Here is a 13,570-nt window from a genome sequence, read left to right as displayed (position 1 = left end):
AGTTGGAAGTACCCAGACTGGTCCAGACTGGTAATGTGCGCGCATTTCCGCCATATAGGGGAAAATACGGTTGTCGCGCGCATATATCTCAAACGGGTTTAGGGCATGTCTGATACGGTCGAATTTGCGAAGATGAACGGCCTTGGCAACAAGATTCTCGTTGTCGATATGCGCGGACGCAAAGACATGGTCACACCGCAGGCGGCGATTGCGCTGAATTCCGATCCCGAAACCGCGTTCGACCAGATCATGGCCATCCACGATCCCCGGGCGCAGGGAACGGACGCCTATATCGACATCCTCAATTGCGACGGCACAAAGGCGCAGGCCTGCGGAAACGGCACACGCTGTGTCGTGCAGGCGCTGGCATCCGAGACCGGCAAGAAGACCTTCACCTTCCAGACCGTGGCTGGCATTTTGAACGCCAGCGAGCACGAAAACGGCATGATATCGGTCGATATGGGCCTGCCACGCTTCCGTTGGGACGATATACCGCTTTCCGAAGAGTTCTACGATACCAGCCGCATAGAGCTTCAGATCGGGCCGATCGACAACCCCGTCCTGCATTCGCCCGCTGTCATGTCCATGGGCAATCCGCATGCGGTCTTCTGGGTGACCAACGATCCGATGACGTTTGATCTGGAGCGTTTCGGTCCGCTGCTGGAAAACCATCCGATGTTCCCGGAAAAGGCCAACATCACGCTGGCCCAGGTCGTCTCCGACACCGCCTTGCGCACCCGCACCTTCGAGCGCGGCGCGGGTCTGACGCTGGCCTGTGGTTCCGCCGCCTGCGCCGCTGCCGTTTCTGCTGCCCGCACGGGTCGCACCGGTCGCACCGTCGAGATCGATGTGGCTTCCAGCCCCGTTCGCATTCCCCTCATCATCGAATGGCGACACGACAATCACGTCGTCATGACGGGTCCCGCAGAATGGGAATGGTCAGGCCGGGCCGATCCCGAAACCGGCGCCTGGAGCCGCGATGCGGCGCAAGCAAAGGCGGCGCTATGAGCGGCGTCGATGTCATAACCTTCGGCTGTCGTCTCAACACCTACGAATCCGAAGTCATGCGGTCTGAAGCTGAAAAGGCGGGGCTGAACAACGCAGTGCTGGTCAATACCTGCGCCGTCACAGGCGAGGCCGTGCGTCAGGCCCGCGCCGCCATTCGTCGCGCAAGACGCGAAAATCCGCATGCGCGCATCATCGTCACCGGTTGCGCCGCTCAGACCGAAAAGCAGACCTTCGCCGAAATGCCGGAAGTCGATGTCGTGCTGGGCAACGAGGAGAAGCTGAAAAGCGCCTCCTACCGGGCGCTGCCAGATTTTGGCGTTTCAGCGGAAGAAAAGCTACGTGTCAACGATATCATGAGCATCAAGGCCACCGCGCCGCAGATGATCAAGCATATCGACGGGCATGTGCGCGCCTTCATTCAGGTGCAGAACGGCTGCGACCACCGCTGCACCTTCTGCATCATTCCCTATGGTCGCGGCAATTCGCGCTCAGTGCCCATGGGTGCCGTGGTCGAACAGGCCCGCAAGCTGACCGAAAACGGCTATTGCGAAATCGTTCTGACGGGGGTCGATGCGACCAGCTATGGCGCAGATCTTCCGGGGGAACCGTCCCTTGGATACCTTGCCAAGACTTTGCTGAGACAAGTACCGGACATCCTGCGCCTGCGCCTATCCTCCATCGACAGCATCGAGGCAGACCATCATCTGCTTGACCTGATCGCAGACGAGCCGCGCTTCATGCCGCACCTGCATCTGTCGCTCCAGCATGGCGACGACATGATCCTCAAACGCATGAAGCGCCGCCATATGCGCGCAGATGCCATCGCCTTCTGTCATCAGGTCAAATCGTTGAGGCCCGAAATCGCTTTCGGCGCGGATATGATCGCTGGTTTTCCGACAGAAACCGAGAAAATGTTCGAAAATGCCGCAACTCTTGCGGAAGAATGCGGCATTTCCAACCTCCATGTCTTTCCTTATAGCCCGCGCCCCGGAACTCCCGCCGCGCGCATGCCGCAACTGGACCGTGGTTTGGTGAAAAACCGGGCCGCCAGACTTCGCGAGCGCGGCGAGGCTCTGCAGCAGGTGCATCTTGCCAACATGGTCGGCAGTCGGCAGACCATCCTCGTTGAGAATAACGGCTTTGCCCACACCGACAACTTCACGCTCGTTGCTGCACCCGATCTTCCGCCCCGCACCCTTGCGCAGGTTGTGATTACGGGTCACAACGGAAAACACTTAGACATGCAGTGTCTGGCAGCAGAAGCGGCCTGACCGAACGATACGGAATAATCATGGCAATCGGCTTCATCAAAAAAGTCTTCTCCTTCGGCAAGGACAAGACCGAGACGGACAAGCCGGATAGCGATTCCACAATCAAAAAAAGCGATGTCAACTCATCCTTTGAAGAGGTTCTGATCGAAGCCGAAGCGCACGCGCTCTCGGCAAAAGACCCCGTTTCCGGGCTTGAAATGGAAACTGCAGGTGGCCCCGCCCCGGACCCAGCCAGCGACGCAGCGTTATTAGAGGAAGAAGCGGAAGAGGATGCCCCTCTCCTTCCCGGCCCAGAACAGGTCGGCGATATCGGCATGGTTCCGCTTTCGCTGTTACAGGCGGAAGCTGAGGCGGACCTGCCCGCAACACCGGAACTGACCGACCCGGACGCACCACTGGACACCGGTGCCATGGACGCATTGCTGGATGAGGCCGAAGCCGCCATGGAACCGGAGGCGGTCGACGCTCTGCCAGTCCCGTCAGTTCTTCCAAAAGGCTTTTCCCTGTCGAGCGAGCGGGTAGAACCGATCGAGGTCGCACCGGAAAAAAAGCTGTCATGGTTCCAGCGTTTGCGCGCAGGCCTGTCGCGCACGTCCTCACAACTGACGAGCCAGATCTCGGCACTCTTCACCAAGCGGAAGCTGGATGAAGACACGCTGGATGAGTTGGAAGATCTGCTGATCCAATCTGATCTCGGTCTGGAAACTGCCATGCGCATCACCGGGGCCTTGTCATCCGAACGCTACGGCAAGGATGTCAGCGGCGAAGACGTCGCTCGCATCATGGCGGGCGAAATTACAAAGGTCCTGACGCCTGTTGCCAAGCCTCTGGAACTCGACCTCTCCCATAAGCCGCATGTCATTCTCGTCGTCGGCGTCAACGGCACCGGCAAGACGACCACCATCGGCAAGCTCGCAGCCAAGCTGTCCGGCTCTGGTCTCAAGGTCATGCTGGCCGCAGGCGATACCTTCCGAGCAGCCGCCATCGAGCAATTGAAGATTTGGGCCGACCGCACGGGTTCGGAATTTATCGGCACCAAGCTGGGTGCAGACGCAGCAGGGCTAGCCTATGATGCGTACGAGCAAGCGCTCGCGAAGAAAAGTGATGTTCTGATCATCGATACGGCTGGCCGTTTGCAAAACAAGACGGAGCTGATGGCCGAACTTGAGAAAATCGTGCGCGTGCTGGGCAAGCTTGATCCCGAAGCGCCGCACACCGTGCTTCAGACGCTGGATGCGACCACCGGACAGAACGCTCTCAATCAGGTGGAAATATTCCGCAATGTCGCGGGCGTGTCCGGCCTGATTATGACAAAATTGGATGGCACGGCGCGCGGGGGTATCCTTGTCGCCATCGCTGCCAAACACAAACTGCCGGTCTATTTCATCGGCGTGGGTGAGGGCGTGGACGATCTGGAGCCATTTGAAGCGGAAGATTTCGCCAAGGCGATTGCGGGAGTATGACGATGGATGTGGAGAGCAATCAGCGCGAAAGCGAAAAAATGGTCCGTGAGGTCAGTCCGCTGTTGAAATTCGTGCTGGAGCTTGGACCACTGGTCGTGTTCTTCTTCGCCAATTCCCGTGGCGAGTGGCTGGCAAAGACATTTCCCGTTCTGACCGAATTCGGCGGGCCGATCTTTATCGCTACCGGCCTGTTCATGATCGCCACGGCTCTCGCGCTGACAGTCTCGTGGATTCTCACCCGCACCCTTCCGATGATGCCGCTGATCTCGGGTATCGTCGTTCTCGTCTTCGGGGCACTGACGCTTTATCTGCAGAACGACACCTTCATCAAGATGAAGCCGACAATCGTCAACGCGCTGTTCGGTGTCATCCTTCTGGGCGGGCTGCTGTTTGGCCAATCCCTGCTCGGTTACGTCTTCAATTCGGCCTTCAAGCTGAATGAAGAAGGCTGGCGCAAGCTGACCTTTCGCTGGGGCTTTTTCTTTCTGTTTCTCGCCGTCCTGAATGAAGTCGTCTGGCGCGGTTTTTCCACCGACACATGGGTCGCCTTCAAGGTCTGGGGCACCATGCCCATCACCATTCTCTTCACCATGGCGCAGATGCCTCTCATTATGAAACACTCGATCGAGCCTTTGACGAAAGACAAGAAATGACCTCTGCGCAGATGCCCGGCACCCGCTCGTCTTCCCACATCTGGTTTGGCGTTGCAGCCGGTCTCCTGCTTCTGCAGATCGTCATCCTCTATTTCATGGGTCGTCTGCCGATCTGCGAATGCGGTTACGTGAAGCTGTTCGAGCCGGGCGTGAACACGCCCGGCAATTCCCAGCATTTGGCCGATTGGTACACCCCATCGCACATCATCCACGGCTTTCTGTTTTACGGGCTGGCCGGGCTGCTGTTTCGCAAACAGCCAACCTCCATGCGCCTGTCCTTTGCCGTTCTGATCGAGGCTGCGTGGGAACTGCTTGAGAATTCACCTGTGATCATCGACCGCTACCGCAATGCCACCATGGCGCTGGGTTACAGCGGCGACAGCATCATAAACTCGGCCATGGACACCGTGTTCATGATGCTTGGGTTCTTCTTCGCGGCACGCATGCCGATCTGGGTGACGATCGTCGTCGCCATTGTGTTCGAGGTTTTCACCGGCTGGCTCATCCGCGACAACCTCACCCTCAATGTCCTGATGCTCATTTCGCCCGTAGACGCGATCAAGGAATGGCAGAACGCGCTTCCCGCCTCTTAAAAATCAATCGGCGACAGCGGCCCTTTCGATGGCGGGAATGAGGTCGCGTTCATAGGTCGCGGCATCGATGGGGCCGACCTTCTTGTACACAATGGTCCCATCCTTAGCGACGAGATATGTCTCGGGGATACCATAGACACCCCAGTCGATGGCGGCCTTGCCATTCGGATCGATACCGATGGCGGCATAGGGATTGCCGAGTTCACCCAGAAACCGCAGGGCATTATCGGATTTATCCTTGTAGTTGATGCCGACGATGTTCAGCCGCTCATCCTTTGCCAGTTCCTTCAACATAGGATGTTCCTGCCTGCAAGGCACGCACCAGGATGCAAAGACGTTGACGAGGGTTAGCTTGCCTTCAATGGCAGCATCCGTCAGTGCCGGAACATTGGCACGCTCAAGCGGCGGCAACGACAAGGAAGGCGCCTTCGTATTGAGCAGCGCCGATGGAATGGCGCTGACATCAAGACCGTTGACGTCCTGCTCATATAGCATCTTCGCGGCAATAGCGGCGAAGCCCGCGAAGGCCAGCAGCGGCAAAAGCGCTAGAATGTAACGTGACCTCCCGCGCGAGGGAGGGGGGGGTGTTTGCGTGTCTTTCATCATGGTGTCGGCTGCTCCACGGAGGCGCTACGTCCCCTGCGGCGAACGCCGGATGCTTCGAGCTCTGCCATTTCGCGTTGGCGGGCACGACCATCCATGATGATCCAACCGATGAGAAGGGCAATGATCAGCCCGGTAAGACCGTAGGACATGCCGATATAAAATGCGTGGCTCATGATCTGACTTTCTCACGGCTCGCCATACGTGCAGCCAGTCGACGCTGTACGGCAACGCGTCTGCGCCAGATTTCATTGCGCATGGCGGCAAGGTGCAGGGTGAAAAACAAGAATGTGAAGCCGATGGCCATGGTCAGCAACGGCCACAAGAATTCCGTCGCAATAGCGGGGCCGCTCAAACGCAGAACGCTGGCGGGCTGGTGCAGCGTGTTCCACCACTCGACCGAAAACTTGATGATAGGAATGTTGACGAAACCGACGAGGATCAGCACCGCGCTGACGCGGGCTGCCTTGGATGGATCGTCCATCGCCTTGTTAAAGGCGATAAGGCCGAGATACATCAAAAACAGGATGAAAACCGAGGTCAGCCGCGCATCCCACACCCACCATGTGCCCCACATGGGCTTGCCCCACAGGGAGCCGGTGACGAGCGCAATGAGCGTGAAGGCAGCCCCAATCGGCGTTGCGGATTTATGGGCGACGTCGGCCAAGGGGTGCCGCCAGACCAGCGTGCCGATCGCAGCGACCGCCATGACCGTATAGCACATCATGGCAAGCCAAGCGGCGGGCACATGCACATACATGATGCGCACCGTATTGCCCTGCTGGTAATCACTATCGGTCGTGAAGGCCATATAGAGGCCAGCGGCAAGACAGAGCGCAGACAGCACTGCCAGCCAAGGCAAGAGACGAGATGCCAATGCCAGGAACCGCGTCGGGTTGGCAAGGTCGCTAAACTTGGTAATGGCAAGGCTTTTGTCGCTCATGGCGTCTTTCTACAAGCAGATCGGGGTGACGGCAATTGATCCTTATCAATCCACAGAACTGCGCAATGCCAAAGCGGCAAAGAACGGGCCAACGACCGATGAAAAGAGCGTGATGGCGATCAGGATAAGAAAGGGCGGCATGAAAGGTGCGGGGTCCTGAACGGCGGCATAGGATGCGCTGACGCCAAAAATCAGCACAGGAATACACAGGGGCAGAACGAGAATCGAGACCAGCAGCCCGCCCCGCGGCAACGCAACCGCCACCGCCGCACCCACCGCGCCGATGAAAGTGAGCGCCGGAGAACCGACGAGAAGGGTCACCATGACGGCACCGATTGCCGCCTCGCTCATATTCATGAACAAGCCGAGCAGCGGCGAGGCGATGACCAACGGCAGACTGGTGGCCGTCCAGTGCGCAAGACACTTGACGAGAACCGTCAGCACCAATGGATTTTCCTGCATCAGAATCAGATCGAGTGAACCGTCATCGCGCTCCGCCTGAAACAGCCGGTCAAGGCCCAGAAGGGCTGCCAGAAGTGCACCGATCCAGACGATCGCAGGGCCGATTCGCGACAGGAGATTGAGGTCCGGGCCGACGCCGAAAGGGATGACGGCAACGACTGTCATGAAAAACAGCACACCGATGAGAGCCCCGCCGCCTGACCGGATGGAGAGTTTCAGATCGCGGAGGAAAAGGGCGATCATGAGTTCGCTCTGAGGTGCAATGATGATGCAGGAGGAATTGGGAGAGGGTTAGTCACACCCACAATTGCTAAGCCGAGCCTGAACCCTGTCATCACCATGCCTCCTCCGCGCCCGCAAAGCCGGTCATTCGCAATTCCTGCGCATGGTCCAGCCCCAGCGGCTGGTGGGTGGCGGCCACGGCCATGCCACCCTTGGCCAGATGCGCCTTCACCAGCCCTGTAAACATCAGATCGGCGCTTGCATCGAGTGCTGCGGTCGGTTCATCCAGAATCCAGATCGGCCGCCACGCGACCAGCAACTTCGCCATAGCGAATCGGCGCTGCTGACCTGCGGAGAGATAGCCGAATGGGAGATGAGTGATGCCGGCCAAACCGACGACTTCAGCAGCGTGCTCGACACCCAGAGATACCTCACCATGACAATCACCCAGAAAATCCTTCCAAAAGGCAAGATTTTCAAAAACCGTGAGTTCCTGCTTCATTGCATTCTTATGGCCCAGATAATGACTGGCCTCGCCGACGGAAGCACCCTTTTCAATTCCTTCGCCGGCTATCGTCACGCTACCCGCGTCAGGCCGCAAAAGCCCGGCAACGACGCGCAGGAGCGTGGACTTTCCCGATCCATTCGGCCCTGTCAGCACGAGCGCCTCACCGCTCGTTAACTTGAAGGAAACATTCATGAATATCAAATCATCCCCACGCCGGGCGGAAAGATTTTCTGCTGTCAGCAGCATGGAATCATCTCGTTTAAGATTTTAATCATCTCGATGGGAAAAAAATCGATTTAGGCCTTTTTCCGGTCTGGCACGTTTCTCATAAATTATCTATATGGGTGTCAACCACGCCAGCGGTCGGCGTGATCATCATACGGCGCCGGACCTGACGTTGCGAAAGCAGCGTCTCGTGCGGACAGCGGAAATGACCGTACCCGCAATCCTGATGTGCATCTGTGCACAGGGGTCCGCACGCGCGTGTTGGCTATCAGAGGAAGCGGGGTTTTCATCCGTGGCTAAATCTCTTGACAGTTTCAATTGTCGCTCCATTCTTACCGTTGACGGTAAGGATTATGTTTATTTCAGTTTGCCCAAGGCAGAAGCAAACGGCCTGACAGGCGTTTCCAAGCTTCCCTATTCGATGAAGGTTCTGCTTGAGAACCTGCTGCGTTTCGAAGACGGCCAGACCGTCACCAGGGAGCATATCACGGCTGTTGCCGACTGGCTGAACAACAAGGGCCGCGTTGAAAACGAAATCGCCTACCGCCCTGCCCGCGTTCTGATGCAGGACTTCACGGGCGTTCCAGCCGTGGTCGACCTTGCCGCCATGCGCGATGCGATGGTGGCTCTGGGTGGTGATCCTGAGAAGATCAATCCGCTGGTGCCTGTCGATCTGGTCATCGATCACTCGGTGATCGTCGATGAGTTTGGCACGCCGAACGCCTTCGCTCGCAACGTGGAGCTGGAATATCAGCGCAACGGCGAACGCTACCGTTTCCTGAAATGGGGCCAGCAGGCGTTCAAAAACTTCCGCGTTGTTCCGCCCGGCACAGGCATCTGTCACCAGGTAAACCTCGAATATCTCGGCCAGACCGTCTGGACGAAAGAAGAAGACGGCGAGACCATCGCTTACCCCGACACATGCGTCGGCACGGACAGCCACACCACCATGATCAATGGTCTGGGCGTCTTGGGCTGGGGCGTTGGCGGTATCGAAGCCGAAGCGGCCATGCTCGGCCAGCCGGTTTCCATGCTTCTGCCTGAAGTGATCGGCTTCAAGCTGACCGGCAAGGTCAAGGAAGGCGTGACTGCGACCGACCTCGTCCTGACCGTCGTGCAGATGCTGCGCAAGAAGGGCGTTGTTTCCAAGTTCGTCGAGTTCTTCGGTCCTGGCCTTGATTCGATGACACTGGCCGACCGTGCCACGATCGGCAACATGGGTCCGGAATACGGCGCCACCTGTGGCTTCTTCCCGGTCGATGGCGAAACCATCAACTACCTGACCATGTCTGGCCGCACCAAGGACCGAATCGCACTGGTTGAAGCCTACTCGAAGGCGCAGGACATGTGGCGCACCGGTGACGGCGCCGAACTCGTCTTCACCGACACACTGGAACTCGACCTCGGCGAAGTCGTGCCATCCATGGCTGGTCCAAAGCGTCCAGAAGGCCGCATCTCGCTGGAAGGTATTGCTTCCGGTTTTGCGACGTCCCTTGAAACCGAGTACAAGAAGCCCGGCCAGCTCGACAATCGCTATCCTGTCGAAGGCACCGATTTTGATCTTGGCCATGGCGACGTTGCCATTGCTGCCATCACATCCTGCACCAACACGTCAAACCCTTCCGTGCTGATCGCTGCCGGTCTTCTGGCCCGCAACGCCGTGGCGAAGGGCCTGACATCCAAGCCCTGGGTCAAGACATCGCTGGCACCAGGATCCCAGGTTGTTGGTGAATACCTCGAAAAGTCCGGGCTTCAGAAAGATCTGGATGCGATCGGATTCAACCTAGTCGGTTTCGGCTGCACGACCTGCATCGGTAACTCCGGTCCGCTGCCTGCGCCGATTTCCAAGACCATCAACGACAAAGGCCTGATCACGGCTGGTGTTCTCTCCGGCAACCGTAACTTCGAAGGCCGTATCTCGCCGGACGTTCAGGCGAACTACCTCGCCTCCCCGCCGCTGGTTGTTGCCTACGCGCTGGCCGGCACGGTTCAGAAAGACCTGACCACCGAGCCGCTCGGTATCGGTTCTGACGGAGAACCCGTTTTCCTAAAGGATATCTGGCCGACATCTGCCGAAATTCAGGAATTCATCCTGAAATACGTCACGCGTGAACTCTATGAGTCCAGATACGCTGACGTGTTCAAGGGCGACGAGAACTGGCAGGCCGTTCAGGTTCCTCCGGGCCAGACCTACGCGTGGGACGACCAGTCCACCTACGTCCAGAACCCGCCATACTTCGTAGGCATGGGCAAGACCGGCACCGGCCTGAAGAACATCAAGGGCGCGCGGGTTCTCGGTCTCTTCGGCGACAAGATCACCACCGACCATATTTCCCCGGCCGGTTCGATCAAGGCTGCGTCACCTGCCGGCGCTTATCTCACCGACAATGGCGTGGGCGTTGCCGACTTCAACCAGTACGGCACACGCCGTGGCAACCACGAAGTGATGATGCGCGGCACCTTCGCCAACATCCGTATTCGTAATCACATGCTTGGGCCAAATGGTAAGGAAGGTGGCTACACCATCCACTATCCATCCAAGGAAGAAATGTCGATTTACGATGCGGCCATGCAGTACAAGGCCGAGGGCACTCCGCTCGTCATCTTCGCTGGCGTCGAATACGGCAACGGCTCTTCTCGTGACTGGGCCGCCAAGGGTACCAACCTCCTGGGCGTAAAGGCTGTGATTGCGCAGTCGTTTGAGCGTATCCACCGCTCCAACCTCGTCGGCATGGGCGTCGTGCCGTTCACCTTTGAGGAAGGCACCACATGGGCCAGCCTCAACCTGAAGGGCGATGAAACGGTCGAGATCGATGGTCTCGAAGGTGACATCAAACCGCGCGAGAAGAAGATTGCCAAGATCACCTACGGTGATGGTACCGTTAAGGAAGTTCCGCTCCTTTGCCGTATCGATACGCTGGATGAAGTGATCTACATGAACAATGGTGGCATTCTGCAAACCGTTCTTCGCGATCTTGCTGCATAGGATCTGACGGATCGAACAGAGAACGCCGGGAGCAATCCCGGCGTTTTTGCGTGGAGAGGTGGCTGAAACACATGGATGTCTCGTAATCGGCCTCACCCCATCGTGACTTTCTATTGAAGGGATTTCGGCGCTATTTTCCCCAGCGCATCCCGACATGAATTGATAGCAATCAATGGTCTGGAGACGCATCCAGACAAGGGTTTTGCAATGTCTCTGAAATACGGGTCTCTGACATTTGGTCTCTCGCTGTGCATGCTCGGCATGCTGGCTGCCGCGCCCCTGCAAGCGCAGGAGCAAGAGGTCAAAGGCGTCGTCGAACTCTTCACATCGCAAGGCTGCGCGTCCTGCCCGCCTGCCGACGAGGCATTGCGCAAGCTGATCCAGAAGGGCGATGTGATAGGCCTGTCTTACCACGTGGATTACTGGAATTATCTTGGCTGGGCAGATTCGCTGGCGTCCAAGGAAAACACCGAACGCCAATACGGCTATGCGCGAGCCCTGGGTCGCAACAACGTCTATACGCCGCAGGCCGTGGTCAACGGTCGCGATCACGTCAAGGGTGCTGATGTCCAGGCGATTTACAACAGGATCGATACCTTCAGGAGCGCTGGCGAAGGCTTAAGCGTGCCCGTGAAGGCGCAGCGTGTAGCAGACGAGATCGCCATCGACATTGGTGCCGGCCGAGGCAAGGCCGATGTCATCGTCGCTTATTTTAACCGCGAGCAAGTCGTTGACGTCCAGAAGGGCGAGAACGAAGGTAAGAAGATTTCCTACTGGCATAGTGTTTACGACGTTCAGACTGTGGGCATGTGGGATGGGAAATCCATGACGGTGAAACTACCCGCCAGCGTGATGAGCAAGGCCAAGACCGGCGGCTGTGCGATCCTGTTGCAAACGACGGACGCGCAGGGCAATCCCGCCGCGATCATCGGTGCAAGTGTTCTTATGACGTCGGGAAGCTGAGTTTTACCCTCGGGCGGGTCAGAAGATCCGATCCGGGCATTGGGGGCTGGGGGTAAAGGGTCAATGCTCCGGACCGGGTCATTTTGGTGCCGAAGCATCAATTGACGATAACGATATCCCATCCAAATCGGGCCATGATTTGACCGAAATAGGGCAATTGCACGTATCGGATTTCCCTAAAACATAACCAGATTGAGCTTGCTCTGCTGATGATGCGAGGCTTGCAATTTGGTCAGGTCGGCGTCAAACTGTCGTACAGATGTCATTTGCAGTTGAGCGAGGTTGTCTGATGACGGATCAATCGGATTTGCAGCGATCAAGTCCATCTCACACCGACAACCCCTCCATTGTCGATATCGGCGAATACAGGCAAAGCAGGGACCCCTTGCCGGTCACGTTCCACCGCCGTGAGCTGGATGCTATTTTGCGCGTCTACGGCCAGATGGTGGGTGAAGGAGAATGGCGGGACTACGCCATCGATCATCTCAAGGAAAAAGCCGTCTTTTCCGTGTTCAAACGCTCTGGTGAAATGCCGCTCTTCCGCATTGAGAAGAATCCGAAACTTGCCGCCAAGCAGGGCGCTTACAGCGTCATCAATGTCGATGGCCGCATCTTGAAGCGCGGGCAGGAGCTGGCGCAGGTGCTGAAGGTCTTCGACAAGGTTCTGAAGCTGATCAAATAATCATCGCAATGTCGGAGACAAAGAAAAAGGCGGCCCGAAAGCCGCCCTGTCCATGTCTGTGTCAACCGGTCTTCCTTACTTGTCGCGGTTTCCAAGAAACTGCAGCAGGAACATGAACAGGTTGATGAAGTCGAGGTAGAGCGTCAGTGCACCCATGATGGCCTTGCGGCCAGCCGTGGCAACGTCGTCACCGTCGAAATACATTTCCTTGATCTTCTGCGTGTCGTAGGCGGTCAGTCCCGCGAAGATCAGCACGCCGATGGCGGAGATCGCAAAGCCCATGGCGGACGACTGCAGGAATATGTTGACGATGGACGCGATGATCAGACCGAACAGGCCCATGATCAGGAACGAGCCCATGCCCGACAGGTCCTTCTTCGTCGTGTAGCCGTAAAGCGACAGCGCGCCGAAGGAAGCAGCGGTGATGAAGAACGTCTGGACGATGCTCTGGCCGGTATAGACCAGGAAGATCGACGACAGCGATACGCCCATCAGCGCAGCATAACCCCAAAAGGTCGCCTGTGCTGCAGACACGCTCATGTTCTGGATGCGGAAGCTCAGGAAGAGCACCAGTCCGAGCGGAGCAAACATCACCACCCACTTCAGCGGCGAGCCATAAAGCAGCTGGGCGAAAGCCGGATTGGTGACCGCCAGAGTGTAAGTGGCGAAAGACGCCACGCCAGTGATGACCAGCGCGAGTGCCATCAGGTTATAAACCTTCAGCATATAGGTCCGAAGACCTTCATCGATCATCGCACCAGACTGTGCATGACCCTGGGCCATACGGTTCTGGTAATTGTTGAAGTCAGACATTGTTACCTCTTTTGAGCTCCGAAATTGCTACGGTGTCGGCATATCGTCGTACTTTCAAGACCATACCCCAGGCGCCGCTGCGGAGCTACAGCAAGCCTACCGAAGAATATGATGATATCACTTCCTAGATACAAGAGCTTTCAGAACCGAAAAAACACCGTATGCGCGAAAAGCG

At 57.4% G+C, this 13,570-nt stretch carries 14 protein-coding genes; 8 read left to right on the top strand and 6 right to left on the bottom strand.

Annotation, left to right across the window (positions count from 1 at the left end; all coding sequences use genetic code 11):
* The first annotated feature begins 105 nt into the window (after positions 1-105).
* The 5 genes from dapF to EKM04_RS02290 are packed head-to-tail and all read left to right on the top strand — an operon-like array spanning position 106 to position 4,988.
* Positions 106-1,008: a diaminopimelate epimerase gene (gene dapF, locus EKM04_RS02310; RefSeq protein WP_183896394.1), complete on the top strand. Its 903-nt coding sequence runs from the start codon at positions 106-108 to the stop codon at positions 1,006-1,008.
* Positions 1,005-2,279 carry a tRNA (N(6)-L-threonylcarbamoyladenosine(37)-C(2))-methylthiotransferase MtaB gene (mtaB, locus tag EKM04_RS02305; protein WP_183896396.1) on the top strand — a complete coding sequence of 425 codons (1,275 nt, stop codon included), beginning with the start codon at positions 1,005-1,007 and terminating at the stop codon, positions 2,277-2,279. Before dapF ends, mtaB begins: the two co-directional genes overlap by 4 nt.
* Positions 2,280-2,299: 20 nt before the next feature.
* Positions 2,300-3,742: a signal recognition particle-docking protein FtsY gene (gene ftsY, locus EKM04_RS02300; protein WP_183896397.1), complete on the top strand. Its 1,443-nt coding sequence runs from the start codon at positions 2,300-2,302 to the stop codon at positions 3,740-3,742.
* A gap of 2 nt (positions 3,743-3,744) precedes the next feature.
* Positions 3,745-4,395: a septation protein A gene (locus EKM04_RS02295; RefSeq protein WP_183896399.1), complete on the top strand. Its 651-nt coding sequence runs from the start codon at positions 3,745-3,747 to the stop codon at positions 4,393-4,395.
* Positions 4,392-4,988 carry a DUF2585 domain-containing protein gene (locus EKM04_RS02290; protein WP_174154328.1) on the top strand — a complete coding sequence of 199 codons (597 nt, stop codon included), beginning with the start codon at positions 4,392-4,394 and terminating at the stop codon, positions 4,986-4,988. Before EKM04_RS02295 ends, EKM04_RS02290 begins: the two co-directional genes overlap by 4 nt.
* Before the next feature lie 3 nt (positions 4,989-4,991).
* On the opposite strand, the gene EKM04_RS02285 is transcribed toward EKM04_RS02290, so the two are convergent.
* The 5 genes from EKM04_RS02285 to ccmA form a co-directional block, all read right to left on the bottom strand.
* Positions 4,992-5,591: a DsbE family thiol:disulfide interchange protein gene (locus EKM04_RS02285; RefSeq protein ID WP_412762973.1), complete on the bottom strand. Its 600-nt coding sequence runs from the start codon at positions 5,589-5,591 to the stop codon at positions 4,992-4,994.
* Positions 5,591-5,767 carry a heme exporter protein CcmD gene (ccmD, locus tag EKM04_RS02280; RefSeq protein ID WP_174154330.1) on the bottom strand — a complete coding sequence of 59 codons (177 nt, stop codon included), beginning with the start codon at positions 5,765-5,767 and terminating at the stop codon, positions 5,591-5,593. The genes EKM04_RS02285 and ccmD overlap by 1 nt, the downstream gene beginning before the upstream one ends.
* Complete coding sequence (locus tag EKM04_RS02275) at positions 5,764-6,534, bottom strand: heme ABC transporter permease (protein ID WP_183896401.1); 771 nt, start codon at positions 6,532-6,534, stop codon at positions 5,764-5,766. The genes ccmD and EKM04_RS02275 overlap by 4 nt, the downstream gene beginning before the upstream one ends.
* 45 nt (positions 6,535-6,579) lie before the next feature.
* Positions 6,580-7,239 (bottom strand): heme exporter protein CcmB, encoded by a 660-nt coding sequence (gene ccmB / locus EKM04_RS02270; RefSeq protein WP_183896403.1) that lies wholly within the window; start codon positions 7,237-7,239, stop codon positions 6,580-6,582.
* Positions 7,240-7,330: 91 nt separating this feature from the next.
* Positions 7,331-7,972, bottom strand: coding sequence for a heme ABC exporter ATP-binding protein CcmA (ccmA, locus tag EKM04_RS02265; protein ID WP_183896404.1), 642 nt, complete (start codon positions 7,970-7,972; stop codon positions 7,331-7,333).
* A gap of 271 nt (positions 7,973-8,243) precedes the next feature.
* Here ccmA and acnA point away from each other — a divergent pair, with 271 nt between their 5' ends.
* The 3 genes from acnA (at position 8,244) to EKM04_RS02250 (ending at position 12,582) form a co-directional block, all read left to right on the top strand.
* Complete coding sequence (gene acnA / locus EKM04_RS02260) at positions 8,244-10,937, top strand: aconitate hydratase AcnA (RefSeq protein WP_183896406.1); 2,694 nt, start codon at positions 8,244-8,246, stop codon at positions 10,935-10,937.
* Positions 10,938-11,144: 207 nt separating this feature from the next.
* Positions 11,145-11,900, top strand: coding sequence for a DUF1223 domain-containing protein (locus EKM04_RS02255; RefSeq protein ID WP_174154335.1), 756 nt, complete (start codon positions 11,145-11,147; stop codon positions 11,898-11,900).
* Positions 11,901-12,189: 289 nt separating this feature from the next.
* Positions 12,190-12,582, top strand: a complete 393-nt coding sequence (locus EKM04_RS02250; protein WP_183896409.1) for a DUF2794 domain-containing protein — start codon at positions 12,190-12,192, stop codon at positions 12,580-12,582.
* A gap of 75 nt (positions 12,583-12,657) precedes the next feature.
* Here the strand turns inward: EKM04_RS02250 and EKM04_RS02245 are convergent, their stop codons facing one another.
* Complete coding sequence (locus tag EKM04_RS02245) at positions 12,658-13,395, bottom strand: Bax inhibitor-1/YccA family protein (protein WP_183896411.1); 738 nt, start codon at positions 13,393-13,395, stop codon at positions 12,658-12,660.
* Positions 13,396-13,570: the final 175 nt, after the last annotated feature.

The organism is Rhizobium skierniewicense Ch11 (assembly GCF_023757665.1).
Lineage (GTDB): Bacteria > Pseudomonadota > Alphaproteobacteria > Rhizobiales > Rhizobiaceae > Agrobacterium > Agrobacterium skierniewicense.
The sequence above is the reverse complement of the archived record's forward strand: the minus strand, read 5'-3'. Positions and strand labels throughout refer to the sequence as shown.